This is a genomic window from Nonomuraea sp. NPDC049269 (assembly GCF_043197155.1).
Lineage (GTDB): Bacteria > Actinomycetota > Actinomycetes > Streptosporangiales > Streptosporangiaceae > Nonomuraea.
This window is the reverse complement of sequence record NZ_JBICSO010000013.1, coordinates 276,923-302,751: the sequence shown is the minus strand read 5'-3', so window position 1 is coordinate 302,751 and position 25,829 is coordinate 276,923. Positions and strand designations below refer to the sequence as shown.

Sequence of the window (25,829 nt, the reverse complement as noted above, 5' to 3'; positions counted from 1 at the left end):
CAGCGCCGGATTCGTCAGGAGGCGGCCACGCACGTGCTGGCACGGATGTCCCGCGCCTCCCGGTCGCGGCATCATGGCGAGATGAGCGTCCAAGAACCGTCGCGCCGGCCGATGGTGGCACCGGTAGGCGTGTTCGCGGCGGCCGCCTCCCTGCAGGTGGCGTTGTCGGTCTCGGCAGGGCTGGATGATCGGCTGGGCGAGCTGGCGGTGACGCTGACGGCGCTGGCGGTCCCGGTGCTGATCGGCTGCCTGGTCGGATGGCGGGCACCGCAGGTGCCCGTGGGTGCCGCACTGGCATGGGTGGGCGCGGCGCCGGCTGCGGTGTTCGCATTGGGGATGTGGGGGGAAAGCGCGCTGACGCCGCACCCGTGGCCGGGCGCCGGCGTCGTGTATGTGGTGCAGCTCGGCGCCTGGGTGTGGAATCTGGCCGGGTTCGCCGCGCTGTGCCTGGTCTTCCCGTCCGGGATGCTTCCCGGACGGTGGTGGCGGCGGGTGGCGTGGGGCGCGGTGGCGACCGGGGTGCTGGCTCATGCCGCGATCTCTTGGCTGCGTACCGACGACGGACACGCCTGGCTGGTCGGCCTGCCGGGCCCGGCGCAGACCGCCGTCACTGTGCTGCTGTTCGGGGTGCTGCTGGCGGTCCTGGCCGCGGTGCTGTCCAGTCTGTTCGTACGGTACCGGCGAGGCGATGAGATGACCCGGTTGCAGCTGCGGTGGCCGTTGCTGGGCGCCGCGACGGTGCCGGTGCTGCTGGGCGGCGGCTGGGTGGCGGAGGCGTACGGCGCGCCGGTCATCGTCGCCTACACAGGGTTCTTACTGGCGATGCTGGTCGCCATTCCAGCCGCCGTCGCCGTGGCGGTGCTGCGGCACGAGCTGTTCGACGTCGATCGTCTGCTCGGCTCGTCCCTGGCCTGGCTGCTCACATCGTTGCTGTCGGCGGCCGTGTTCGCCGCCATCGTGTACAGCGTGGCCGAGGCGGTCGGGGCGGCCGCCAGCGGTCTCGGGACGACCGCGGCGGCATTCGTGACGGCGCTGGTGCTGTTGCCGCTGCACCGCCGCGTCAACGCACTGGTCGGCCGGATAACCGACAGAGAGCGATACTTGGTGGACGCCCGGGTCCAGCGCTTCGTCGCCCAGGTACGAGACGGTACGGCCGAACCCGAGGGCGTCCTGGATGTGCTGCGTGAGGCACTGGCCGATCCTCGCCTCCAATTCCTGATCAGGCTCCCGAACAGCGGCCCGGGCGAGTACGTCGACCTGGCCGACGTCTCCGCCGTTCCCATGCCGGGTGGGGCCCGCGTCCCGCTGCGTACTGGCGATACCGAAGTCGGCATGATCGTCCTTGGCACGTCGTCGCTCCGGCGGCTGCGCCTGGCCAAGGACGTGTCCAGGCAGGCCCGGCTGCCGATCGAGGTGACCCGATTACGACTGGAGGTGCGTACCGCACTCGAGGAGGTCCGCCAGAGCCGCGCCCGCCTGGCCGTGGCGGCCGTGGAGGAGCGGCGGCAACTGGAACGCGACCTGCACGATGGCGCCCAGCAGCACATTGTCGCCGCTGGCATGCGCCTGCGCTCCCTACAGCGCCGCCTGCCCGCCACGGCCGGCGAGCATGCGGATCTGGACGCCGTGGTGGAGACTTTGGAAGGCGCGATCGCCGAACTGCGGCGCCTGGCCCACGGAATCAGGCCCAACCGGCTCGACGACGGCCTGGCCGCCGCACTCCAGACTCTGGTCGCCGATGCACCGATTCCCGTACGGTTGACCGTCGCCGACGTAGCGGTGCCCGAAGTCCTGGCGACGACGCTGTATTTCGTGGTAGCCGAGGCCTACGCCAACGCGCTCAAGCATGCCAAAGCGTCCACGGTGTCCATCGACGTGGCGGAAACAGCAGAGGGGACGCTGCGCGTGCAGGTAGCCGACGACGGAATAGGCGGCGCCACCGAGCCGACCTCCGCGCGCGACCGGGTCGCTTCCGTCGGTGGCGAGATACACGTGCACAGCCCGCATGGGGGCGGCACCCGGTTGGAGGTGGTGATCGCTGATGCGCATCGTGGTGGCCGATGACTCGGTGCTATTCCGGGAAGGGCTGATCCGGCTGCTCACCGAAGCCGGGCACGAGGTCGTCGCGGGTGTGGGTGACAGCGACGCGCTGGATGGCGCGGTGGCCGCGCACCTGCCCGACCTGGCCGTCATCGATGTGCGCATGCCGCCCTCGATGACCGATGACGGAGCCCGCGCCGCGCGCCGCCTCCGGCAGACCTACCCCGACCTGCCAATGATCCTGCTATCCCAGCACATCGAAATCCGCCACACGGTTCCCCTCGTCGCCTCCGGAGGCTTCGGCTATCTCCTCAAGGACAGAGTGCTGCGGGTCGACGACTTCCTCGACACGCTCCGCCGGGTCGCCGGCGGTGGCTCGGCCCTCGACCCCGAGGTTGTCGCCGCGATCCTGGCCCCCACCCGGCACCAAGGCGCACTCGCCGCACTCACCCAGCGCGAACACGACGTGCTCACACTGGTGGCCGAAGGCCACAGCAACGCGGGCATAGCCGCCAGGCTGTCCCTGGCCGAACGCACCATCGAGACCCATATGCGTAGCATCTTCCAGAAGCTGGACATCGCCGAGCACGGAGATCGCCACCGCCGCGTCCTCGCTGTCCTCACCTACATCACCCATCGACCCCCCTCAGCGCCTGTGTAACGAGCATGACGAGCACTCCGGCCCTTCGCACGGCGTTTCGTTACACGCCTGAGCTTCGGCGGGGGAGTGTCGTTACGGGCGTCGAACAGGACGTTGGTGGCGTTCAGCGGCCGGGTGGACCAAAGCACCTCGTTCCGGTGCTCGTGGGTGCCTCCCTGGCTGGTGGCGGCTACCAGGGTGTAGCGGTGCCAACCGACATGCAGGTTGGTGTCGTACAGGTGGTCGGCGTAGCCGTCGCGGTGCGCGTCCTGTCTCCCATCTCGTGCCGGACAGTTGGATAAGAAGCGTGTCATGAGCCCTAAACCGCATTGATCTTTCTCGTTCATCGCCACACTGCTGGGGCGACCCCTTCAGCCGCTCGACGTCCAGCACGAGCGCGATCACCCCCACCGCACCTGCACACCTCAGCCGCACATCACCAGATGGTCTGCACGCTGCGGGCGTGCAGACCACTTCGCGCATCCATGCAGACGACTTCGGAAACTGACAATCCTCATCCGCATGCTTCGGACGAGACAAAGGATTGCGGGGCTGTCCGGGGGGTGGTTCGCGGCGCAGACCTGACACGTGCACGACCAGAGCCGCGTACTTGCCGAGGGTCCACGCGCGGCGACGCTCGGCACGGTGGTGGGTGGCACGTTCCTGAAGATGGCGAACTTCCTTGGCCCACCGCAGGTGCTGCTCTCACCGGGCATGCTGTGGCGGGTCTGGAAAGGGCGCCGCACGGCACACCGACCGCGAGCGTGGCTTCGACTCTCGGCGGACCACAGCTGGATGTCGCCCGGAATGCGTCGCCCGACCGGGCACGAGCCTCAGCGGCCCGACCGTGATGCGCAGATCGCCGCTAGCGGCGATCTGCGCATCACGGTCGGGCTGATCCCTACTGCGGGGTGGTTGCGGGAACCGGGCGTACGGCGAGTGACTGGCTCAGCGGGTGCTTACCACCGGTGGGGAACGGCGATCCGGGGGCCTGCTTCAGCGTGCCGCCGGATCCGATCGCGAACGCGACCACCTTGCTCGTGTCCTGGATGTTGGCGAAGATGTCCCGGCCGTCCGGTGTGATCGCGACCGCCGAGGTGCCATCAGTGGGGGCGGGCGAGTCGGTGGTCGGCGTGAGCGAGCCGTCCGCGTGGATCGTGAAGCCGAGCAGCCCGCCGGGGGGCGAGCCGGCGTCGAAGTTGGCGCAGACGTACAGGTGTTGCCCGTCGGGCGTGACCTTGAGACCGACCGGGTCCCGCACGGAGACCGGCAACCCGGGCACGGGTTTCAGCGAGCCATCCTTACCGACCCGGAACCCCCACACATTTTGCGCGACGTTCGAGGTCACGTACAACAGGCCGCCGTCCGGGCTCATCGTGATCCCGTAGTTGGCCGGCCCGGCCTTCGCCACGTCCTGCGGGGGTCCGAGCGAGCCGTCCGGCAGCACGGTGTATCTGGTGATGACCCGCGACGGGCTGTCTTCGGTCTCGTCCGCGTCCGCGTACGACAGGTAGAGGAAGCGGCCGTCGGGGGACAGCACCGTCTGCTTGGGATGGTCCGAGGTGGTCTTGAAGTCGCCGATTTTGGTGGGCGTCCCGTCCGGGCCGATCCGGTACGCCGAGATCGTCGCGTCGCCGACGCCGGTGTTGGTCACGTACAGGGTGCGGCCGTTCGGGGAGATGGTCGCCCCCCACGGCTCGTCGCCGGTCTTGACGATCCGCGGGTCCGGCTGGAGCGCGCCCTGCGCCCCCACCCGGAACACCGAGAGCGTGTCGGAGTCGCTGTTGACGACGTACGCGGTGGCTCCGTCCGGGGTGAGGGCGATGCCTCGGGGGGTCTGGCCGCCAGTGGACACGGGCTTGCCGAGGAGCTTGAGTGCGGCCCCCGGGCCGATCGCCAGGGAGGAAACGTTGCCGGAGCCCGCGTTCGTGACGTAGAGCACGCCGCCGGACGGCGGCAGGACTGGTCCCGCGGCGGCCTGGGCCAGGGCGGGAGATGGGACGGCGAGCAGCGCGGCGGCGGCCAGGACGGCAGCACCCGCTCTCATGAATACGGATGACACGAATGTCTCCTTAGCACTCCTTGAACCTGATTTGGCGACACCCTCATAGGCGTTCCTCCCGGTGCCATACCGTTCCATGGGCTCGTTCCGCCGTCCCCGCTGAGGTAGCGGTCAACGGCACGCTCAGCTCCGCAAGATGGTTCCGCACGCCGCCGGCGGCAGTACGGAGGGCCAGTCATGACGCCCGTCGTCTCAGAGCCGGCCGACCGTGCCGAGATCACCAGCCTGGGGTGCAGAGTGTCTGTGGTACGTTCGCTGTCGCCATGCAGCAGCTGTGTGCTGAAGCCAGCTGCGTACTGAAGGAGGTGAGACCGATCAACGTTGTGACAGGTCGGGGCTCCCTCCCTCGCATGGGGTAGGGAGCGCCCGCGGAAGGCATCCCGAAAGGCTTCGAAACGCTATGCGCTTCGCTCCCGTTTCCCAGACGTCGTCGGACGGCGTCACTGAAGAACTGTTCACCGTCGGTGAGATTCCTGGTGTGCTGTGGACACCGGAACACGCCACGGGCCCCCGCCCCCTGATTCTGGTAGGGCACGGCGGCGGGCAGCACAAGAAGGCCCTTGATATCCCGGCTCGCGCGGGCCGTCTCGTTGGCGAGAGCGGTTTCGCTGTCGCCGCGATCGACGCGCCTAACCACGGAGACCGGCCGAAAGACGAGGAGTTCGTCCGGTTCGTGACCGAGAATCGGGGCCGGATCGGCGCCGGTGAGGACACAGCCGCGGTGGTCGCCGCCTTGCACGAGCTCATCGCCGGCCAAGCTGTCGCCGATTGGCAGGCGGTCATCACCGCGGTACAGGAACTCGACCACGTCGGGGCCGGTCCGGTCGGCTATTGGGGCATGTCGATGGGCTGCGGGCTCGGTGTGCCGCTGCTCGCCGCGGAACCGCGGATCCGCGCCGCGGTACTGGGACTGCTCGGCGTGCACGGGCTGGCCGAGGCCGCTGCTCGGGTCACGGTCCCGGTGCGGTTCCTGCTCCAGTGGGACGATGACCTGGTGCCGCGGGACCAGGGGCTGGCGCTTTTCGACGCTCTGGCGTCGGCCGAGAAGACGCTGCACGCCAACCCCGGCAAGCACGGGGAGATCCCCGGGTTCGAGATGGACAGCTCCCTGCGGTTCCTCGCCCGGCACCTCGGTTAGGGCCGCTGCCACGTAGTTCGCGATGCGCCGGTCGGGGCTTCGTTCCCGGCCGGCGCGTTCGCGCCAAGGGCCCTGTCTCCGGCTCGCGCCGAGGACCGTGCCACCGGCCCCCGCCAACGACCACGTCACCGGCCCGCGCCAACGCCAACGCCAAGGGAAGGCGAGACAGCTGTCAGGCTCGACCCAGCACGTCGTCCAATGGCGTCCACTCGAACCCGTGCGCCTCGGCCACCGGTTCGCTGGTCAGGCGTCCCTCATGTGTGCTCAGCCCCAGCGCGAGCGCGCGGTCCTCGCGCATGGCCCGCGCCCAGCCCTGGTCGGCGATCGCCAGTGCGTACGGCAGCGTCACATTGGTCAGGGCGAACGTCGAGGTGTGCGGCACCGCGCCCGGCATGTTGGCCACGCAGTAGAAGATCGAGTCGTGCACCCGGTACGTCGGCTCCGCGTGGGTGGTGGGGCGGGAGTCCTCGAAGCAGCCGCCCTGGTCGATCGAGATGTCGACCAGTACGGAGCCGGGCTTCATCCGGCTGACCAGTTGGTTGGTCACCAGCTTGGGCGCCTTCGCGCCGGGTATCAGGACCGCGCCGATGACCAGGTCGGCCTCGCGTACGGCCCTGTTGATCTCCAGGGTGTTGGAGGCGACCGTCTGGCAGTGGCCCTGGTAGATCATGTCGGCCTGGCGGAGTTTGTCGATGTTCCGGTCGAGGAGGACTACCTCGGCCTGCATACCGAGGGCGATGGCCGCCGCGTTCATGCCCGACACGCCGGCGCCGATCACCACGACGTGGGCCGCGCGCACGCCCGACACGCCGCCCATCAGCACGCCCCGGCCGCCTTGCGAGCGCATCAGGTGGTACGCGCCGACCTGCGGCGCGAGCCGTCCCGCGACCTCCGACATGGGGGCGAGCAGTGGGAGCGCGCCGTTCGGCGTCTGTACGGTCTCGTAGGCGACCCCGGTGACACCCGAGTCGAGCATCGCCCGGGTGCAGGCCCGGGAGGCGGCCAGGTGCAGGTAGGTGAACAGGATCTGGCCCTTGCGCATCCGGTGGTATTCCTCGGCGATCGGCTCCTTCACCTTCAGCACCAGGTCGGACCCGGCCCAGACGTCGTCGGCCCGGGCGACGATGACGGCGCCGGCCGATACGAAGTCGGCGTCGGGGATCGAGGAGCCGAGGCCCGCCTCGTGCTCGATATAGACCTGGTGGCCGTGCCGTACCAACTCGTGGACGCCCGCGGGGGTGAGTGCGACGCGGTGCTCGTTGTCCTTGACTTCGCGGGGAACGCCGACCTTCATGATTTCACCTTCTTCCGGACGGCCGGGAGGATCCATCGACAATCTGTAACGCTTCCTTCAATCTTCCCTGCTTTTTGCGGGAAGCTGAGGATTATTCGGCTGATTACCCCGCTCCCGCCTGTCCTCGATAGGCTCACCCGCAGCCCGAACGTCAGGATGGGGTCGCCAACGATGGAGATGCCGGAAGAGCCGCCACCCGCGGAGCCCGGAGAGCCCGGAGAACCCAAGGCCAGCAGATTAACCACCATCGTGTTGATCGTCTCGCTGGTCGTCTTCGTGCTCATCGCCGGAGTGCTGGGCACGGTCGCCGTCCTGATGACCAAAAGTCCCGACTCGCCGTTTCTGGGCGCCGTGCCGCCGCAGCGGCTGGCGACGCCGATCCACTTCGCGCCGGTCAGGGAGACCAAGCCGGCGCCGTGCCCGGGTGACACGGCCGTGCTCGACAAGGAGCAGACCACCTGTTACCTGCTGGAGGACGGGGTCACGGTCAACGCCGTGCAGCGGATCGAGGCGGTACGCGAGAAGGACGGCACCTACTCGGTGCGCATCGCGATCGCGCCCGCGTTCAAGCAGAAGGTGTCGGACCTCATCGACGAGCTGGTGACCGACCAGCGGCAGGTGGCGGTCGTCCTGGTGCCCAAGACCGTCCTGGCGGCGCCGATCGTCACGCAGCCCATGGACGGTGACAGCCTGAGCATCGCGGGCTTCGGCAAGGAGGAGGCCGAAGCGCTGGCCGCCAGCCTGCTCAGCACCTCACCGACCGCCGGAGCACCGGCCGATGGGGCACCGACCTCCGCCGCGCCAACGAATGGGGCGCCGACCGGTGGGGCGCCGACGGGTGGAGCGCCGACCGGTGGAGCGCCGACGGGTGGAGCGCCGACGGGTGGAGCGCCGACCTCGGACCCGGCCGGCACCGGGGTGCCGAACACGGGCACCACCACTACGAGTTCGCCCAACGCGGGGGCTCCGACCTCGACCTCCTCCGCCACGGACGGCCGTGCCACCTCTCCCGTCCGCGGCACCCAGAAACCCCTGGACCCGCACTACCGCAGCTGCAAGGAGGCCGTCGCCGCCGGCGACGGCCCCTACTACAAGGGCCGTCACCCCGAGTACGCCTGGTACCCCGACGTCGACAAGAACGACGTGGCCTGCAACACCGCCGACATCCGCTAGCGCTGCATTCCGCAAGTAGCAGGTCGGCCGCCATCGGCCTGCCGCGCCCCTCTCCATAGGACCATCACCCAAGTGCGGGAGAAGCGCGAGCCAGTTGCGGTGACGTGCGGAAAAGGCTCTAGCGCTGTCCCACGAGCCACTCGTCGAAGGTGGTCGGCGCGATGCGGGCACCATCGCCGGGCAGCAGTATGTTGCCCGCCATCGACGGCCCGAACAACCCCGACCACGTCGGCACGAGTTTCACCTCCAGCCCGCGCGCCTGGTTGGTGCGCCGGGCCATGTCGACGAGGTCTTGCGGCTCGGGCCCCGCGACGTCCACATAGCGCCCTCTCGGCGCGCCCACCGTGATCTCGGCCAATACGTCGGCCACGTCCGCCGGCGCGATCGGCTGAACGAGCAGTGGCGCGATGGTGGCGACGCCGTCCTGCTCGGTCCAGCTCGCCACCATCGCGGCGAAGTCGTGGAACTGCGTGGCCGGGACGATCGTCCACGGCACCGGTCCGGCGGCCACCAGGCGTTCCTGCTCCCGCTTGCCGGCATAGTGCGCGTTGCCCTCGATCTGGTCGATCCCGACGATCGAGAGCAGCACGTGGTGCCGGACGCCGGCTCGCTCCTCGGCGGCGAGCAGGTTGCGTGTGGTGGCGGTGAAGTACGCCACCGTTTCGTCCCGGTCGGCCGCGGGGCCGTTGGTGACGTCGATGAGCGCCTCCACCCCGGTGAGGGTGTCGTCGAGCCCGTCACCGGTTACGAGGTCCACGCCGAGCGAGCGGCTGATGGGTATGACATCGTGTCCCTCCCGGTCGAGGGCGGCGACGGTCAGGGAACCGATGTTCCCGGTCGCGCCGGCGACTGCGATCCGCATGGTGAGCTCTCCTTCATTCCGATACGCGCCGACCATATCTCGGACTAAACAGATCCTCAATATCCGGGTTATGCTGGGTCTCGTGAAGCTGCCAGTGAGCACCGAATGGCTGTTGCACTGCGCCACGACGCTGGCGCAGCTCGAGCCTGGGGCTACCGCGTCGGCCGCGCAGCTCGCGGATTACTACGACCTTCCCGCGCCCTATCTCGCCAAGCAGTTGCAGGCGCTCGTCAAGGCTGGGGTGTTGTCGGCGTCGACGGGCCCGCGTGGCGGGTTCCGGCTCGGGCGGCCGGCTTCCGAGATCACGCTGCTACAGATCGTGGAGGCGGTCGACGGCGCGTCCTCACCGTACGAGTGCCGCGAGATCCGCCAGCAGGGATGGGGTGCGTTGTCGCCCGAGGAGTGCCAGCGCGTCTGCATCCTCTCCGCGAAGATGCGCGAGGCGCACGACGCGTGGCGGCGCAGCCTCGACGGGGTCTCGCTGGCCGACATCCTCACCACGCTGCCCCCGACGGCGCCGGCCCGTACCCGATCACGCCTGGCGAGCACGACGCGCCCTGCGCCCTCGCGCTAGTGCCCTGGTTTTCACGTGTGGCTAGCCGAACAGCTCCTCCAGCGCGGTGATCCCGAAATAGGCCACGAAGATCAGCGAGACCACCCACAGCAGCCACGGGATCTCGTGGAACTTCCCCCGAGCCGCCTTGAGCAGCGTGTAGGAGATCACCCCGGCCCCGACCCCGTTCGTGATCGAGTACGTGAACGGCATCAGCGCGATCGTCAGGAACGCGGGTACGGCCAGCTCCGGATCGCCCCAGGGCACGTTCCTGCTCTGCGTCATCATCAGCGCCCCGACCAGCACCAGCGCGGGCGCCGCCGCGGCCGCGGGCACCATCCCGGCCAGCGGCGTGAACAGCAGGGCCAGACCCAGCAGCGCCCCGGTCACCACGCTGGCCAGCCCGGTCCGCGCACCCTCGCCCACGCCGGCGGCCGACTCCACGAAGACGGTGTTCGCCGACGCGCTGACCGTCCCGCCGACCATGCCGGCGACGCCGTCCACGGTCAGGATCGCGCCCAGGCGCGGCACCCGCCCCTGGTCGTCCACCAGCCCGGCCTCGTCGCTGACGCCGATGATCGTGCCCATCGCGTCGAAGAACCCGGACAGCACCAGCGTGAACAGCACCACGCTCGCCGTCAGCGCCCCCGCGCTCACGAATCCCCCGAACACATCGAACCGCCCCACCAGCCCGAAGTCGGGCGCGGCGACCAGTGACGCCGGCATCCGGGGGACCACCACGCCCCACGTCTTGGGGTCAATGGTGGCCAGCGAGTTCACCACGACGGCCAGCACGGCGGTCACCGCGATGCTGATGAGGATGGCCGCCGGGGTCCTGCGGACGTACAGGACGATCATCAGGAGCAGCCCGAAGCAGAACACCGTGACCGGCCAGCCCGACAGGTGCCCGGTCGCGCCGAGCTGCACGGGAGTGCCGGAGCCCGGCGCCACGAAGCCCGCGTCGACCAGCCCGATCAGCGCGATGAACAGTCCGATCCCCACGCTGATCGCGTGTTTGAGCGCCAGCGGGATCGCGTTCATGATCAGGGTGCGCAGGCCCGTCACGGCCAGGATGATGATCGCGAGACCTTCGAGGACGACCAGGCCCATCGCCTGGGCCCAGGTCATGAACGGTGCGGCCTGGTAGGCCACCACCGCGTTCAGGCCGAGCCCGGCCGCCAGCCCGAACGGCGCGTTGCCGATGAACGCCATGAGCAGCGTCGAGATGGCCGCCGCCAGCGCGGTCGAGGTGGTGAGCTGGACGATGGAGAGCCTGGCGCCGGTGATGTCATGGGCTCCGGCCAGGATGATCGGGTTGAGCAGGATGATGTAGGCCATCGCCATGAACGTGGTGACCCCGCCGCGCACCTCGCGGCCGACCGTCGTCGACCGGCCGGAGAGCTCGAAGAACCTGTCGAGCACGGCCATCCCCCCTCGCGATCAAGGGGGGATCAAGGGGGATCGCCGGATGCCCTACCCGGCCCGGAACGTGATCACGCCTCGGGCCGCCGGTACGTCATGCTTCGTGCTTGCCGCCGCCCAGCAGGGCGACGAACTCCTCCAGGCCGATCCGGCCGTCGCCGTCCTTGTCGGCGGCGTCGATGAACGCGCTGATCTCACCGTCGTCGACGCCGTGCCCGCCGAGGGCCGCGTTGACCTGCCTGATCTCGCTGGTCGACAGCAGACCGTCGCCATCGGTGTCGAACCGCTCGAACTCCGCCCGGGCGGCGTCATGTGCGCTGGTCATCGGATTCCTCCCCGTAGTCAATCCGGCTGTTACAGGGCGATATCTTCGGGTCTGATGGGAACGCGCGTCAACCGCCGCCCGGTCGCCGCCCGCACCGCCGCCGCGATGGCGGGCGTGGACGAGAGCGTCGGCGGCTCACCCGCGCCACGCAGGCCGTATGGCGCGGCGGGGTCGGGATTTTCGAGGATTTTCAGCGCCATGGGCGGCATGTCGAGGATGGTGGGGATCAGGTAGTCCGTGAACGACGGGTTCAGCAGCCGCCCGTCACGCAGCTGGATCTCCTCCATCAGCGCCAGCCCGAGCCCCTGCGCCGAGCCGCCGTGGATCTGCCCCTCCAGCGCCTGCGGGTTCAGGATCCGCCCGACATCCTGTACGGCCGCCAGCTCGACCACCTTGACCAGGCCCAGCTCGACGTCCACGTCCACCACGGCCCGGTGCACGCACAGGGCGAGCTGGGTGTGCGAGTCGCCCTGCCCGGTCTCGGGGTCCATCGGGAACGTGGGCCGGTGCCGGTACTCCCGCGTCTCCTCGATCGGCCCGTACTTCTCCAGCGCCTCCCTGGCGGGCAGCCCCTCGAAGCGCGCCCGGACCGCCTCGCAGGCCGCCTTCACCGCCCCGCCGGTGACGTACGACTGCCGCGAGGCCGAGGACGAGCCCGCCGAGCCCACCGTCGTGTCGGCCGTGGCCACGGTCACATCCTCGACGCCCAGCTCGGTCCTGGCGATCTGGGCCTGGATCGTCACCAGGCCCTGGCCCACCTCGGCCGCCGCGGTGTGCACGGTGACGTGCGGCTCGCCGCCGATCAGCTCGGCCCGGACCCTGGCCGTCGAGTAGTCGTCGAAGCCTTCGGAGAAGCAGATGTTCTTGATGCCGACGCCGTACCCGACGCCGCGTCGTACGGACTCGCCGTGGGTGGTCTGTGAGACGCCGCCCGGCAGTGCGCGCAGATCGGTTCCCCGGGAAGGCGGCAGGGGCATCGCGGCGAGTTCGCGGAGCATGCCGGCCAGCGGTGCGGGCGAGTCGATGATCTGGCCGGTGACCAGCGACGAGCCTTGCGACACCGCGTTGCGTACCCGGATCTCGATGGGTGACAGGCCGCAGGCCTCGGCCAGGAGATCCATCTGCGATTCGTAGGCGTAGCACGCCTGCACCGCGCCGAACCCGCGCATCGCCCCGCATGGCGGGTTGTTGGTGTAGACGCCGGTGGCGTCGATCCGGACGTTCGGCACCTCGTACGGGCCGGCGCCGAGCGAGGCGGCGTTGCCGACCACGGCGGGGGAGGAGGAGCAGTACGCGCCGCCGTCGAGCAGGATGTCGGCCTTGACGTAGACGAGCTTGCCGTCGCGGGTGGCGCCGTGCTCGTAGCGCATCCAGGCGGGGTGGCGGTGTACGTGGCCGTAGAACGACTCCTCCCGGCTGTAGACGATCTTCACGGGGCGGTTCAGCCGGAGCGCCAGCATGCAGGCGTGGGCCTGCATCGACAGGTCCTCGCGGGCGCCGAACGCGCCGCCGACGCCCGACAGCGTCAGCCGTACCTTCTCCGGCGGCAGGCCCAGGCAGGGAGCGAGCTGGTCGCGGTCCACGTGCAGCCACTGGGTGGCGATGTACAGGTCCACGCCGCCGTCCTCGGCGGGGACGGCCAGGCCGGACTCGGGACCGAGGAACGCCTGGTCCTGCATGCCGACCTCGTATTCGGCCGTCACCACGACGTCCGCCTCGAAGGTGTCACCCACCCGCACCGGCTGGCGCCGGACGAAATCCCGGGACTCACGCGGGTCCGTCACGGCGGGGCGGGGCTCGTACTCGACCACGATCGCCGCGGCGGCCCTGCGCGCGGTCTCGGGGTGGTCGGCGCCCACCAGCGCGACCGGTTCGCCCTGGTAGCGGACCTGGTCGATGGCGAGCACGGGCTGGTCCTTCAGCTCCAGGCCGTAGAACTTCTCGCCGGGCACGTCCTCGTGCGTCAGCACCGTGAACACCCCGGGGATCGCCAGCGCGGGCCCGACGTCGATCGACCGGATCCACGCCGAGGCGTGCGGGCTGCGCAGTGTCGCGCCCCACACCATGCCGTCGAGCCACAGGTCGGAGGCGTACGCGAACTCGCCCGTCACCTTCAGCGTCGCGTCGGGCCGCCGGGCGCTCTCGCCCACGCCCAGGGACCCGAGCTGCCGCGTCAGGCTGTCCGTTTCGGTCATCCTCCGAGTAGAGCACCGGCGTGCGGGCGGTCCTATGCGTGTGACGTTAAATCGAGGTCAGAGCTTGCCCGATCGACTTGTATATTCCTCCAAGTGCGCATCAGTGACCTGCTGGCCATCGGCGAGCTGCGTCTCAGACTCCTGACCGGCGACCCGGCCACGGAGTTCACCGGCGTGCACATCACCGACCTGCCCGAGCCCGGACGTTACCTGTCGGGCGGGGAGCTGGTGCTGACGGGGATGATGTGGCGTGGCACACCGGATGACGCGGCCCGCTTCGTCGCCGCGCTGGTCGAGGCCGGGGTGGCCGCGCTCGGGGCGGGCCAGGCGTGGCTCGGCCACATTCCGGCCGATGTCGTGGCGGCGTGCGCGGCGGCCGGGCTGACGCTCATCGAGGTGCCCACCGAGGTCTCCTTCCGTACCGTCGCGGAGCTCGTCGTGCCCCGCCTGTCCGGCGACGTGCGCGACGCGCTCGGCCGCCACCGCCGGCTGCTCGCCGCCGTCGCCGAGGGCGCCGCGTTGCCGGAGCTGTTCGCGCTGACCGCGGCCGAGCTCGGCGTCACGGGCTCCGTCGTCTCCGCCGCCGGCCAGGTGATCGTGGGTTCCATCGAGGATCCGGTACGGCCGGCCCGTGCGTACTTGACGGCGTCTCGGCTGCCCTGTCTCGTCGGCGAGCACACGATCTTCGGCGTCGGGCGCGGCGACCGGGCCGCGGGCTGGGTGCTGGTCTGCGACGGCGACCTGCTGGACCGGCCCGACCTCGGCTACGAGCTGGCGGACTGCGTCGCGGTCGAGCGCAGCCGGATGGAGGAGGGCCGCCGGGTCGAACGGCGGCTGACCGCGCAGCTTCTCACGGCCGCGCTGGCGGAGGCGGGGCTGGCCGAGCTGGACGCCAGGCTCCGCACCTGCGGGCTGGACGCCGCCGAGCCGTACGCGATCGTGAACGTGACCGTCCTGCCGGCGGGCAGGCCGGGCGAGCCGGACCCGGTGGGCGGGACGGACGCGGCGGAGCTGGGCGGGCAGGTGGTGGAGGAGCTGCTGGGCCGCGAGGTCGTCGCGGCGGTACGGCCGGACGGCGCGGTGGCGCTGGTGCCGTTGCGGGGCTCGACGGTGAGCGGGGTGGCCGGGCGGTTGCGCGCCGGGGTGGAGGTGCTCTCCGCGCTGCCCGGCACGCGGGTCTGCGTCGGATTGAGCGGTGCGCTCACCGGTGCGGCGGCCGTGAAGGGCGGGGCCGGGGAGGCCGGGCACGCCAGGCGGCTGGCGGAGGCGCGGGGTGGCGGCGTGGTGACCAGCGACGAGATCTACACCCACGCCCTGCTGCTGGCCACCACCCCTGGCGATGTGCGGCGCTCGTTCGCCGACCGGCTGCTCGCCCCACTGCTCGACTATGACGGGCGGCACCAGTCCGAGCTGGTGCGGACGCTCAGCACGTTCCTCGACTGCGCGGGCTCGTGGAACGCGTGCGCCGAGCGGATGCACGTGCACGTCAACACGGTGCGCTATCGGATCAGACGGGTGGAGGACCTGACCGGCCGCGATCTGTCGACGATGACAGACCGGGTCGACTTCTTCCTGGCGCTCAGGGCTGGTTGACGATCGGACGCCCTGCGTGGGGGGTGGGCGCGCTCGGGCGGGGAGTTCCAGGTGCTGCGGACGTGGCGATCACGACGAGCGGCAGCGGCGTGAGACGCGGCGGCGCAGTGACGATGTGCTGCGATCACGTGGTCGGCGTCGACCTAGCAACAATCGATGACACCGTAGGGGCTGTTAGGAGACGTACTGGCATCTGCGGTCGTAGCATTAGTGGTTGCGACCAGTACGGTCGCAATCAGGGCAGCAAGTGCTGACAAGATAAGACGCGTGCGCATCTAGGGCTCCCTCGCCAATATGTGTTATGCGTTTGTCATCATCCCAAGGAGCGGCAACTGTGACCACATCGGACCTGGTCGGACTCCGTATTAAGACAGTTCGGCGACAGCGTGGCCTGTCACAGGCGCAGCTCGCGCACCCTGAGCTATCGGACAGTTACGTCTCCTTGATCGAGAGTGGCAAGCGTACCCCGACTCCCGCCGTTCTTGAGCTGCTGGCTCAGAAGCTGGACTGCTCGCTCTCCTATCTGGTCAATGGTGTGACCGCCGAACAGATGGAGGACATCGAGCTCGCTCTCGGCTATGCCCGGCTGGCCCTGGAGAACGGTGAGGTCTCTGAGGCGCGTACACGCTTCGCCGAGCTTATGGCGAACAATAACCTGACAGGTCTCACGTCGCTCCGTCAAGACACCGAATTCGGACTGGCCCTGGCCACCGAGGCCTGCGGCGACCACGCCGGGGCCATCGCCCTCCTCGACCGGCTGAACGGCGAGGACATCTCGCCCGACCGTCGCATCGAGGTGTCCATCGCGCTGTGCCGGGTCTATAAGACGAGCGACAGGCTGACCGAGGCCGTCAAGATCGGGGAAGGCATCCTGAGCGGGCCGACCCGGCCGGCCTGGTCCGATCTGATCATCGAGCTGGGCGCCTCTCTGCTGGGTGCCTACGTGGGGCGCGGCGACCTGCTGCGCGCCCGCCAGTTCGCCGCCGAACTGCTGAACGCGGCCGACCTGCTCGGCACACCGAGGTCGATGGTCGCCGCGTGCTGGAACGCCGCCATCGTGGCCGAGACCACCGGGCACGGCGAGGAGGCTCTCGGCTTCGCGGAGCGCGCTCTCGCCGTCCAGTCCGAGACCGGCCAGCCGCGCAATCTCGCCAGAATGCGCCAGGCGTACGCGGCACTGATGCTCAGGGCCCGGCCGTCGGCCGCCAAGGAGGCCCGCCAACTGCTCATCAAGGCGGACCAGGAGCTGGCCCAGTCCTCCTCCAGCACGGCCGACCGCGCCAGCTGCCTGGTGGAGCTGGCCCGCGCCGAGATCCTCGACGGAAACTACGAGCAGGCGCTCAGGTACGCGCGGACCGGTGCCGAACTGCAGCCCGAGACCGCCAAGACCCTCGGCGCCGAGCTGCGCCTCGTGCTCAGCCGCACCTACGGCGGCCTCGCCAGATTCGGCGAGGCGCGGCACGAGGTCGACATCGTGCGCCGGTGGATCAGCCCGCTGCCGGACTCGCGCAGCGTCGCCGCCACCTGGTACGCCGCCGCCGAGACCATGGAGCAGCTGGGCGACTCCGACGGTGCCGTGGAGGCCTACCAGCGAGCCCTGGCCTGCGCCGGCCTGTAGCGAGGTCGGGACCGGGCGGCGACCTCGGTAGCCTTGGGGGTGTCATGAAGAGATCCCCGTTCGCGGCTCTTACCGCGCTTCTCGCCGCCCTGGTCCTGCTGGGCACCGCAGGACCGGCTCTGGCCCACGACGCTCTGAAGAGCAGCGACCCGGCCAAGGACGCCACGGTCGAGTCCATCGACAAGGTCAGGCTCGAGTTCACCTCCCCCGTACGCATACCGGTCGTGATCGTGCGCGGCCCCGGCGGCACCGCGTACCAGAGCGGCGATCCCCACGCCGGCGGCAAGGTGGTGACGCAGGAGCTGAAGGGCACGCTGCCCAACGGGAAGTACACGATCGCCTACCGCGTCGTCTCCTCCGACGGTCACCCGATCGAGGGGGAGATCCCGTTCACGGTCAAGGGGGCGCCGTCGCCTTCCGCGAGCGCGGAGTCGCAGGCGCCCGTCACCCAGGCGCCGGCTTCCGCGGCGCCTTCCCAAGCGGCCTCGCAGGCCCCGGCCTCGCAGGCGTCGGCCGACCGTGCGGTGGCCGTGGAGTCCGCGACCTCGGCGTCGTTCCCCGTGTGGCTGCTCATCGTGGTCGGCGCGCTCGTCGGCGTCGGCATCGGCTTCCTGTTCAGCGCGCGGAAGAAGCCGCCCGCGGACAAGAAGAAGCCGTGACCAGGGCCGCGCGCCTAGCGCTCGCGGCGGTGGGGGCGGCGCTCGTCGCCCTGGTGATCGCCATGGTCGCCGGCGGCGCGGCGTTCCCCCGGATCATCCCCGGCCTGCCCGACGCCGGCCCGATCACCCGATGGGGGCTGCCGGTCTCCAAGCTGTGGATGGACGCGGCGGGCGTGGTCACCATCGGCCTGCTGCTGGCCGCGGCCGCGCTGCTGCCCAACGACAAGGGCCTGCTCGGCAAGACCGCGCTCGGCTACGTCAAGGCCGCCTCCTGGAGCGCGCTGTCCTGGGCCGCCGCCGCGTTCGCCGCGATCGTGTTCGGGGCGGCCGACTTCTTCGCCCGCCCGGTCACCGAGGTCTTCGAGTCCAACTACCTGACCGGCTTCGCCACCCAGTACAGCCAGGGCATCTCGCTCACGCTCGTGGTGCTGTTCGGGGTGGCCATCGCGCTGTTCTCGCGGGGCGCCATCACCGCCGGGGCCGCGGCGGGCCTGCTGGTGCTCGCACTGGCCACACTGCTGCCCCCGGCGCTCACCGGTCACTCCTCCTCCTCGCCCAACCACGACCTGGCCACCTCGGGGCTGTCGCTGCACCTGCTCGCGCTGTCGCTGTGGGTGGGCGGCCTCGCCGTGGTGGCGCTGCACGCCGTACGGAAGCTGCCGCAGCTGGAGATCGCCGCGGCCAGGTTCTCCAGGCTCGCCCTGTGGTGCTACATCGGGGTCGGCGTGTCCGGGGTGTTCAGCGTGCTGGCCCGGCTGACCGCCGTCTCCGACCTCTGGACGTCGGCGTACGGCGTGCTCATCGTGGCGAAGATCATCGCGTTCGTCCTGCTCGGCTACGTGGGCTGGTGGCACCGGCAGCGCACCCTGGGCGGGCTCGCCGCGGGCCGCCACGGCGCGTTCACCCGGCTGGCCGGTGGCGAGCTCCTGCTCATGTCCGCCACCATGGGCCTGGCCGTCGTGCTCTCGCGCACCGCGCCGCCGCCGGTCAGCCTGCCCGCCGACCGGGCCTTCGACCTGCTCGGCTTCCCGATGCCGCCGCCGATCACGCTCGGCAACCTGGCCTCGCTCTGGTGGCTCGACCTGTTCTTCGCGGTGGTCGCCGCCGCCCTGGCCGGCCTCTACGCGGCCGGGGTCATCAGGCTGATGCGGCGCGGCGACCACTGGTCGTGGGGCCGCACCTCCGCCTGGTTCAGCGGGGTGGCGCTGCTGGTCGTGGCCACCCAGAGCGGTGTGGCCCGCTACGCCAAGGTCATGTTCGACGTGCACATGGTCGAGCACATGACGCTGTCCATGGTCGTGCCCATCCTGCTGGTCCTCGGCGGTCCCGTCACGCTGGCGCTGCGCGCGCTCAGGCCGGCCGCCAAGCGCGGCGACCGGGGGCCGCGTGAGTGGCTGACGACGATTCTGCACAGCGGGTTCGTCAAGGTGGTCGGCCATCCGGCCATCGCGACGGCCATCTTCATCGCCTCGACGTACGCGCTGTACTTCACGCCGCTGTTCGAGTCGGCCATGGAGGAGCATCTCGGGCACATCTTCATGACCCTGCACTTCCTGCTCAGCGGCTCGCTGTTCTTCTGGACGATCATCGGCGTCGACCCGGCTCCGCACCGCCTGCCGTACGTGGGCAAGTTGCTGGTGCTCTTCGTCACGATGCCCTTCCACGCGTTCTTCGGCATCGCGCTGATGATGACCGGCACCGTGATGGCCTCCGGCTGGTACGACCAGCTCGGCCGTACGTGGGGCGGGCCGCTGCTGGAGGATCAGCAGAACGGCGGCGCGATCGCGTGGGGGTTCGGCGAGATCCCGACCCTGATGGTGCTGCTGGCGATAGCCCTGCAGTGGTACCAGGACGACGAGCGGCAGGCGCGGCGGGCCGACCGCAAGGCCGATCGCACCGGCAAGGGCGACCCCGAACTCGACTCCTACAACGACTACCTCGCCAAGCTCAATCGTGGTGACAGCGGCTCATAGCCGTTCGGCCATGGCCTTCTATCCTCACCCGCACGTAACCGAACCGCCGGGTAGCCTTGCTCGCAGGGGAGACGGGCATAACCTCATGAGCTGTGTGCGTAAGCCTGGAGGGGGATTGCGCGCACGCGCATGGGACATCGGCATGGGGGCCGATGAGGCGCCCATGCGCTCAGAGAGGCGATAAGAGTTGTCGAAAGAGACGCGCATGCGCGGGGGGCAAAGCCTGGCGGAGGCGCTGGAGACCTACTTGGCGGAGTGGTCGGAGCGCACGGGCATCGCCGTCGAGACCTGGGCGCTGCCCTCGACCGACGTGCCGTCGCGCATCGCGGCGGGCGTCCTGGCCGCCACGCGCGAGGCACTCAGCAACGTCGAGACCCACAGCGGCGCGAGACTCGTCTCCGTAGCGGTGACCTCGGGCGCGAGCGGCCTGCGGATGACGATCCGAGACCACGGCGAGGGCTTCGCCACGCTCAGGGCGGGTCGTGGGATCGCGCGGATGCGGGCCACGTTCACCGAACTGGGCGGCAGCCTGTCGGTCACCGGCACGCAGGGGGAGGGCACCACCGTCAGCGGCGTGGTGCCTAGGCGAGGGTGAGGATCTCGCTGCCCGTGTCGGTCACCACGAGCGTGTGCTCGAACTGGGCCGTGCGCTTGCGGTCCTTGGTCACCGCGGTCCACTTGTCGGGCCAGATGTCGTAGTCGATCGTGCCCAGCGTCAGCATCGGCTCGATCGTGAACGTCATGCCCGGCACCAGCTCGACCTTCAGCGACGGGTCGTCGTAGTGCGGCACCATCAGGCCCGAGTGGAAGGTGGTGCCGATGCCGTGCCCGGTGAAGTCGCGCACCACGCCGTAGCCGAACCGCTTGGCGTACGCTTCGATGACCCGCCCCACCACGTTGAGCTGCCGGCCCGGCGCGACCGCCTTGATCGCCCGCATCATCGCCTCGCGCGTGCGCTCGACCAGCAGCCGCGACTCCTCGTCGACGTCGCCCACCAGGTAGGTCGCGTCGGTGTCGCCGTGGACGCCGCCGATGTAGGCGGTGATGTCGACGTTGACGATGTCGCCGTCACGCAGCACGGTGTCGTCGGGGATGCCGTGGCAGATCACCTCGTTGATCGAGGTGCACAGTGACTTGGGGTAGCCCTTGTAGCCGAGCGTGCTCGGGTAGGCGCCGTGGTCGACGAGGAACTCGTGGCCGATCCGGTCCAGCTCGTCGGTCGTGACACCGGGCTGAGCGTGCTTGCCGACCTCCTCGAGCGCCTGCGCCGCGATCCGGCCGGCCACCCTCATCCGCTCGATCGTCTCCGGGGTCTTGACGTCGGACTCGCCGGTCTGGGGGCGCTTCTTGCCGACGTACTCCGGCCGCTGGATGTGCGCGGGAACCTTTCGGATGGGCGAAACTCGCCCTGGCTGGAGCAATGTCGTCATGAAAGGCAAGTCTACGGGGCAGGATTGATCCTGTGAGCGATGGCCAGTGGTGGTTCTGCCTCAAGCACATGCGCGTCGAGCCCGACCAGGGCTGCCCGAACAAGGACCGCATGGGCCCCTACGAGAGCGAGCAGGAGGCAGCCGGCGCCCTGAAGCGCGCCTCCGACCGCAACAAGGCGTGGGACGAGGCCGACGGGGACGACGACTAGGCTGACGATCTCCGCAGCTCCTGGCATCGGTGGACCTGAGGGCCGATGTCAAGCTTTGTGCTGCCCGCTTCCGGTCGGCTGAGACCGATTCCCTGTGACTCCAATTCGTTTGCATCGGACAAACGCGCCCAAAATAAACCAGCCCTTTAACGGACAAATGCTTATGCAGCCCGCATAAGGCCATGGCTTAAAACGCCGACGGCGATTAGCCGAAAATTCTGGACTGGCCATCGGCGGAGAGCGTGAGATATAAAGTCCAAGGCAACGAAAGGGGGGCACGGCTCCGATGTAAAAATTGAATTGTTTTCGCATCGCCGGCCGGCGGTCCGGAGCTCCAGATGGGGATGGCAATGGACCGCGGTGAAAACCACAAAAAGAGGGATGGCTAATTCCATGAAGACGAACACGCGAGTGGCCTCGGTCGCACTCATGCTCGGCCTCTTCGGCTCCGCGCTGGTGGGTGGCGCCTCCATGGCGCAGGCCACCGGCGGCTACTCCTGCTCCAACGGCCTCGCCAACGTCGTCACCTGCAACAACACGGTCGCCGGGATCCCAGTGAAGCTCAACATCACCGGCAACCGGGCTCTCGACGGCAACGAGATCGGCATCCTCCAGAACAACCTCAACAAGACCACGGTGAACTTCGCGGTCATCAAGGACTCGGTGTTCAACACCTACTCCACGTTCAGCCCGACGGTCATCATCAAGAAGATAAACATCTGTATCGCGTCCACCTGCAAATAACTCACGACCGGGCTCGGATGGGAGCCCGGAAGTGATGGGGCGCAGAGAATAGTAAGGCTACGGCGGGCCGCTGACCGGGCGGCGGCTCGCCGTAGTCTGCTTTTCAGGTCATTCTTTATTGCCGAGCCTTTCTTAATAGACGTTTCGGCGTCTACCTGTTGGTCCAGGCCCCGTGCGGCCACCGCATGATCTTCAGCGGTGGCCGTCCCTGCGTTGGCGGGCCCTCCAAGGCGATCGATGTAAAAGTTTCTAGACATAAGGTCAAAGATTTGCTACCTTCGAGATGTCAAAGATTCTGTACATCGAGGAGGCTTCATCATGAAGGCGATCGCCCAGGACGTCTACGGCTCGGCCGAGGTCCTCCAGTTACGCGAGGTGGACCAGCCGTCGATCGGAGCGGACCAGGTGCTGGTCCAGGTGCGTGCCGCCGGGGTGGACCCAGGCGTGTGGATCTGCATGACCGGCCGACCCTACGGGGCGCGGGTCGCGTTCGGGCTGACCAAGCCCAAGGTGGCGGTGCGCGGCCGGGCGCTGGCCGGGGTGGTGGTGGCGGTCGGCTCCGGCGTGCGGCGGTTCCAGCCCGGTGACGAGGTGTACGGCACCAGCTCGGCCGGCACGTTCGCCGAATACGCCGCCGCCGTGAGCGGGCGGCTCGCGCCCAAGCCGCCCAGACTGTCGTTCGAGCAGGCCGCGGCGGTGCCCATCTCCGGGGTGACCGCGCTGGAGTGCGTCCGCGACGGCGGCCGGGTGCGGGCGGGGCAGAAGGTGATGGTCATCGGCGCGGCCGGCGGCATCGGGTCGTTCGCGGTGCAGATCGCCAAGGCGGCCGGCGCGAGGGTGACCGGCGTGTGCGGCGCCGGCAAGGTGGACCTGGTGCGCTCGCTCGGCGCCGACGAGGTCATCGACTACACCCGCGAGGAGGTCGACCGCGACGGGCCGAGCCACGACGTGATCATCGACCTCGCCGGGTGCCGCTCGCTGTCGCTGCTGCGGCGCGCCCTGACCCCGCGCGGGACGCTGGTGCTGGCCGGCGGCGGGCATGACGCCGGCGGACTGCTCGGTGGCTACACCCGCCAGTTGCGCGCGCCCCTGGTCTCGATGTTCACCAGTCAGCACCTGCGCGGCCTGGCCTCCAAGGAACGCGCCCAGGAGCTGGAGGAGCTCGCGCAGCTGATCGAGTCCGGCGCGGTCACCCCGGTGATCGGCCGCACCTACCCCCTCGCCGACGCCGCGGACGCGATCCGTTACCTCGCCGAAGGCCACCCCACCGGGAAGATCGTCATCACCATGGACCCTAAGGGAGCACCGCGTACGCCCTGACCGGGAACGTCCCCATGCCCGCCACCATCGGCGGCGCGGCGTGGAAGCGGAAGCCCTCATCCGGCAGCGCCGCGAGACCGGTCAGGTGCTCGACCAGCGGGATGCCCGCCCGGAGCAGCACCGAGTGGGCCGGACGCGGGCCGCGCGACGGGGTGTCGTCGATGTTCAGCGAGTCGATGCCGACCAGCGCCGCGCCCTGCTCGGCCAGCCAGGCCGCCGACTCGGGCGCGAGATAGGGGTGCCGGTGCTGATACTTGTCGGTGCCGAAGTGCCGGTCCCACCCGGTCTGGATCAGCACGGCCCGGCCGCGTACGTCCAGCCCCTCGTCGAGGACGACCTGCCTGACCCCCTCGGCGCGCACCACCAGTCCCGGCAGGTCGGCGAGCTTGCTCAGCGGGACCTGTGACAGGTCCTGGCCGTCGGCGTAGCGGTGGTGCGGGGTGTCCAGATAGGTGCCGGTGTTGGCGGCCAGCGTGATCATCCCGATGTGGAACTCGGTGCCCGGCTCGTAGACCTCGCGCGAGGCCTCCCTGCTGAGGTGCGTGCCGACCACCGGCCCAGGGATGCCCGGGTACGTCACCATGCCGTCGGTGATGCGGTGGCTGAGTTCGACGATCATTTGGCTATTCCGATCTTGACGAGCTTGTAGAGGGCCATGGCGCCGATCAGGGCCCAGACCAGGTTCAGGCCGGCCGAGGGCCAGGCGGCGTTGCAGGCGCTGTTGACCATCAGGCCGATCGAGCCGGCCAGGTTGACGAGCTGGTAGGGGGTGCCGTCACTGGACATCCGGGCCGCGGTGATCATGGCGTACCCGAACAGGAGTAACCCGGCGCCCAGCCAGCCGATCACGTCAACGAGGAAGCTCATGCCGCAATTCTCCGGATTTATTGCGCTGAAGCGCAAATAAAGATTGCTAAAGGTTGGCGTAAGCTGATCTGCATGGACATCGACCCCCGCCGGCTGCGTGTCCTGCATGAGGTCGCCCGCCGGGGCGGCGTCATGCGCGCGGCCGAGGCCCTGTTCCTGACGCCGTCGGCCGTCTCCCAGCAACTCGCCCAGCTCGAACGCGAGGTGGGCCTCGCCCTCATCGACCGCTCGCAGCGCCGCGTCTCGCTCACCCCGGCGGGCCGGGTGCTCGCCGGATACGCCGAACGCGTCGAGGACGAGCTGGCGGAGGCCCGGCGCGAGCTCACCCGCTTCACCGAACGGCTGGCCGGACCGGTGCGGATCGCCGCCTTCGCGACGGCGATCAAGCACCTGCTGCTGCCCGCCATGCGCGACCTCGCCGTCCGCCACCCCAAGATCGCCCCGGTCATCCACGAGGTGTTCGGGCCGCCCGCGCTGCAGGAGCTGCGGCTGGGGGCCGTGGACGTGCTGATCACCGAGCAGGACATGAGCCTGCCGGTGCTGGCGCAGCCGTCGCTGGCCACTCGCGCCCTGTACGTGGACGAGTACCGCATCGTGATACCACCTGACTGGCCCGAACCGCGCACGATCGCCGACCTGGCGGAGTTGCCGTGGGTGGCGAGCGAGCCCGAGCAGGCGTGTGGCCAGGCGCTCGACCGGCTCGCCGGGCTGCATGGGTTCGAGCCGCGCAAGGTGCACGTCATCACCGAGTACGACCCCACGCTGGCGCTGGTGGCGGGCGGGTACGGGGTGGCGATCGTGCCGTCGCTCGCCCTGCTGGACCTGCCGGAGGGGGAGGTGCGGGTCAGCGAAATACGGGATGTGGGGTCGCGGCGGTTGGATGCCGTCACGCGGGTCAGCCGTACGAGATCGGGGGAGCCGGACCCGGTGCTGGCGGTCGTGATCGGCGCGATCGAGGACGCTACGGCCGCGCTCGACGCCAACCTGGTCGGCCACCTCCAGAGCACCGCCCAGCCGCTCGACTCGTAGCGACCTCGGCCGCCGACTTGTCTTCGGCCGTAGCGGCCCGGTCGGCTGACTTGTCTTTGGCCGTAGCGGTCCGGTCGGCCGTCGTCAGTCGGCGACCTGCGGGCCGTTGACCCTCTCCAGCAGGCGGGCCAGGCGCTCGCGCAGCCCCGGACGTTGCGGCAGCTCGCCCGCGGCCATGCTGACCAGGTGCTGGGCGCCGTCGAAGGTGATCGGCCCGAGCCGCGGCACGGCGATCGCGTCGTGCGCCAGCCCCTTCAGCGCCGTGTCACCCCCCTCCAACGCCAAGATCGTCGCTCCCGTACGGCGGGCGTCGTCGACCCGTTCGAGCAGCGGCTCGGGCGCGTCCTGCTCGGCCACCACGAACAGCGTCTCGCCCCGCCCCGCCTGCTGGATCCGGTCGAGCCCGACCCGCAGGTGGGCCGGGCCGTCGGCGCGCGGCGCCCAGCGGACCAGCGTGGGGGCGAGCTGCGGCAGATCGGACAACCGGGCCTCGTCGGAGAGGTGCGCGGTGAGATGCCACGGCTCGTCGTCAGGCGTGCCCACCAGCAGCAGACCGCCGGGCGAGCGCGTGGTCCGCAGTGCCAGGCCGAGCTCGCGGGTGCGCTCCACCCAGCCGGTTTCGGCGAGGAGTTCGCGCAGAAAGGTCACCGAGCCAGCATCCATCCGTCCATGGTGCCCGACGC

At 69.8% G+C, this 25,829-nt stretch carries 24 protein-coding genes; 14 read left to right on the top strand and 10 right to left on the bottom strand.

The window, feature by feature from the left end; translation table 11 throughout:
• The first annotated feature begins 81 nt into the window (after positions 1-81).
• Entirely contained in the window at positions 82-2,064 is a 1,983-nt protein-coding gene (locus ACGFNP_RS55430) for a histidine kinase (protein ID WP_393332394.1), read from the top strand.
• Complete coding sequence (locus ACGFNP_RS55425; RefSeq protein WP_393332391.1) at positions 2,042-2,701, top strand: response regulator transcription factor; 660 nt, start codon at positions 2,042-2,044, stop codon at positions 2,699-2,701. Before ACGFNP_RS55430 ends, ACGFNP_RS55425 begins: the two co-directional genes overlap by 23 nt.
• A gap of 880 nt (positions 2,702-3,581) precedes the next feature.
• Here ACGFNP_RS55425 and ACGFNP_RS55420 read toward each other — a convergent pair.
• Positions 3,582-4,742, bottom strand: a complete 1,161-nt coding sequence (locus tag ACGFNP_RS55420) for a lactonase family protein (RefSeq protein ID WP_393332389.1) — start codon at positions 4,740-4,742, stop codon at positions 3,582-3,584.
• Positions 4,743-5,415: 673 nt separating this feature from the next.
• Between ACGFNP_RS55420 and ACGFNP_RS55415 the strand changes: the two genes are divergently transcribed.
• Complete coding sequence (locus tag ACGFNP_RS55415) at positions 5,416-5,880, top strand: dienelactone hydrolase family protein (protein WP_393332387.1); 465 nt, start codon at positions 5,416-5,418, stop codon at positions 5,878-5,880.
• Positions 5,881-6,052: 172 nt separating this feature from the next.
• Here ACGFNP_RS55415 and ald read toward each other — a convergent pair whose 3' ends face one another.
• Positions 6,053-7,174 carry an alanine dehydrogenase gene (gene ald / locus ACGFNP_RS55410; RefSeq protein ID WP_393332384.1) on the bottom strand — a complete coding sequence of 374 codons (1,122 nt, stop codon included), beginning with the start codon at positions 7,172-7,174 and terminating at the stop codon, positions 6,053-6,055.
• A 249-nt stretch (positions 7,175-7,423) separates the two neighbouring features.
• On the opposite strand from ald, the gene ACGFNP_RS55405 reads away from it, so the two are divergent.
• Positions 7,424-8,347, top strand: coding sequence for an excalibur calcium-binding domain-containing protein (locus ACGFNP_RS55405; protein WP_393332381.1), 924 nt, complete (start codon positions 7,424-7,426; stop codon positions 8,345-8,347).
• A gap of 118 nt (positions 8,348-8,465) precedes the next feature.
• On the opposite strand, the gene ACGFNP_RS55400 is transcribed toward ACGFNP_RS55405, so the two are convergent.
• Entirely contained in the window at positions 8,466-9,209 is a 744-nt protein-coding gene (locus ACGFNP_RS55400) for an NAD(P)H-binding protein (protein ID WP_358318217.1), read from the bottom strand.
• A gap of 82 nt (positions 9,210-9,291) precedes the next feature.
• Here ACGFNP_RS55400 and ACGFNP_RS55395 point away from each other — a divergent pair, with 82 nt between their 5' ends.
• Complete coding sequence (locus ACGFNP_RS55395; RefSeq protein WP_393332379.1) at positions 9,292-9,783, top strand: RrF2 family transcriptional regulator; 492 nt, start codon at positions 9,292-9,294, stop codon at positions 9,781-9,783.
• Positions 9,784-9,804: 21 nt separating this feature from the next.
• On the opposite strand, the gene ACGFNP_RS55390 is transcribed toward ACGFNP_RS55395, so the two are convergent.
• From ACGFNP_RS55390 to ACGFNP_RS55380, 3 genes are all read right to left on the bottom strand, one after another.
• Positions 9,805-11,190 carry an NCS2 family permease gene (locus ACGFNP_RS55390; RefSeq protein ID WP_358318219.1) on the bottom strand — a complete coding sequence of 462 codons (1,386 nt, stop codon included), beginning with the start codon at positions 11,188-11,190 and terminating at the stop codon, positions 9,805-9,807.
• A gap of 88 nt (positions 11,191-11,278) precedes the next feature.
• On the bottom strand, positions 11,279-11,509 hold the full coding sequence (locus tag ACGFNP_RS55385; RefSeq protein ID WP_358318220.1) for an EF-hand domain-containing protein: 231 nt from the start codon (positions 11,507-11,509) through the stop codon (positions 11,279-11,281).
• 29 nt (positions 11,510-11,538) lie between these two features.
• Positions 11,539-13,704 carry a molybdopterin cofactor-binding domain-containing protein gene (locus ACGFNP_RS55380; protein WP_358318221.1) on the bottom strand — a complete coding sequence of 722 codons (2,166 nt, stop codon included), beginning with the start codon at positions 13,702-13,704 and terminating at the stop codon, positions 11,539-11,541.
• A 93-nt stretch (positions 13,705-13,797) separates the two neighbouring features.
• On the opposite strand from ACGFNP_RS55380, the gene ACGFNP_RS55375 reads away from it, so the two are divergent.
• The 5 genes from ACGFNP_RS55375 to ACGFNP_RS55355 all read left to right on the top strand — a co-directional run bounded on the left by ACGFNP_RS55375 (position 13,798) and on the right by ACGFNP_RS55355 (position 20,142).
• The gene (locus tag ACGFNP_RS55375) at positions 13,798-15,297 is read left to right on the top strand and encodes a PucR family transcriptional regulator (protein ID WP_393332375.1); all 1,500 of its coding nucleotides are present in this window, start codon (positions 13,798-13,800) and stop codon (positions 15,295-15,297) included.
• A gap of 334 nt (positions 15,298-15,631) precedes the next feature.
• Complete coding sequence (locus tag ACGFNP_RS55370; RefSeq protein ID WP_358318223.1) at positions 15,632-16,915, top strand: helix-turn-helix transcriptional regulator; 1,284 nt, start codon at positions 15,632-15,634, stop codon at positions 16,913-16,915.
• Positions 16,916-16,959: 44 nt separating this feature from the next.
• On the top strand, positions 16,960-17,574 hold the full coding sequence (locus ACGFNP_RS55365; protein ID WP_393332372.1) for a copper resistance protein CopC: 615 nt from the start codon (positions 16,960-16,962) through the stop codon (positions 17,572-17,574).
• Positions 17,571-19,547: a bifunctional copper resistance protein CopD/cytochrome c oxidase assembly protein gene (locus ACGFNP_RS55360; protein ID WP_358318225.1), complete on the top strand. Its 1,977-nt coding sequence runs from the start codon at positions 17,571-17,573 to the stop codon at positions 19,545-19,547. The genes ACGFNP_RS55365 and ACGFNP_RS55360 overlap by 4 nt, the downstream gene beginning before the upstream one ends.
• A gap of 205 nt (positions 19,548-19,752) precedes the next feature.
• Positions 19,753-20,142: a hypothetical protein gene (locus tag ACGFNP_RS55355; RefSeq protein ID WP_358318226.1), complete on the top strand. Its 390-nt coding sequence runs from the start codon at positions 19,753-19,755 to the stop codon at positions 20,140-20,142.
• On the opposite strand, the gene map is transcribed toward ACGFNP_RS55355, so the two are convergent.
• Complete coding sequence (gene map / locus ACGFNP_RS55350) at positions 20,129-20,977, bottom strand: type I methionyl aminopeptidase (protein ID WP_358318227.1); 849 nt, start codon at positions 20,975-20,977, stop codon at positions 20,129-20,131. The genes ACGFNP_RS55355 and map overlap by 14 nt on opposite strands.
• A 32-nt stretch (positions 20,978-21,009) precedes the next feature.
• Here map and ACGFNP_RS55345 point away from each other — a divergent pair, with 32 nt between their 5' ends.
• The 3 genes from ACGFNP_RS55345 to ACGFNP_RS55335 all read left to right on the top strand — a co-directional run bounded on the left by ACGFNP_RS55345 (position 21,010) and on the right by ACGFNP_RS55335 (position 23,250).
• A complete protein-coding gene (locus ACGFNP_RS55345) occupies positions 21,010-21,186 on the top strand; it encodes a hypothetical protein (protein WP_214637972.1) in 177 nt (58 codons plus the stop codon).
• A gap of 393 nt (positions 21,187-21,579) precedes the next feature.
• Positions 21,580-21,930 (top strand): hypothetical protein, encoded by a 351-nt coding sequence (locus ACGFNP_RS55340; RefSeq protein ID WP_358318228.1) that lies wholly within the window; start codon positions 21,580-21,582, stop codon positions 21,928-21,930.
• A gap of 318 nt (positions 21,931-22,248) precedes the next feature.
• A complete protein-coding gene (locus tag ACGFNP_RS55335) occupies positions 22,249-23,250 on the top strand; it encodes an NAD(P)-dependent alcohol dehydrogenase (RefSeq protein WP_393332366.1) in 1,002 nt (333 codons plus the stop codon).
• Here ACGFNP_RS55335 and ACGFNP_RS55330 read toward each other — a convergent pair.
• Together ACGFNP_RS55330 and ACGFNP_RS55325 are read right to left on the bottom strand one after the other, a co-directional pair.
• Entirely contained in the window at positions 23,225-23,869 is a 645-nt protein-coding gene (locus ACGFNP_RS55330; RefSeq protein WP_393332363.1) for a cyclase family protein, read from the bottom strand. The genes ACGFNP_RS55335 and ACGFNP_RS55330 overlap by 26 nt on opposite strands.
• Positions 23,866-24,117, bottom strand: coding sequence for a hypothetical protein (locus ACGFNP_RS55325; RefSeq protein WP_358318231.1), 252 nt, complete (start codon positions 24,115-24,117; stop codon positions 23,866-23,868). The genes ACGFNP_RS55330 and ACGFNP_RS55325 overlap by 4 nt, the downstream gene beginning before the upstream one ends.
• Positions 24,118-24,189: 72 nt before the next feature.
• Between ACGFNP_RS55325 and ACGFNP_RS55320 the strand changes: the two genes are divergently transcribed.
• A complete protein-coding gene (locus ACGFNP_RS55320; RefSeq protein ID WP_358318232.1) occupies positions 24,190-25,146 on the top strand; it encodes a LysR family transcriptional regulator in 957 nt (318 codons plus the stop codon).
• Between the two features lie 84 nt (positions 25,147-25,230).
• On the opposite strand, the gene ACGFNP_RS55315 is transcribed toward ACGFNP_RS55320, so the two are convergent.
• Positions 25,231-25,809 (bottom strand): hypothetical protein, encoded by a 579-nt coding sequence (locus tag ACGFNP_RS55315; RefSeq protein ID WP_358318233.1) that lies wholly within the window; start codon positions 25,807-25,809, stop codon positions 25,231-25,233.
• Positions 25,810-25,829 lie beyond the last annotated feature (20 nt).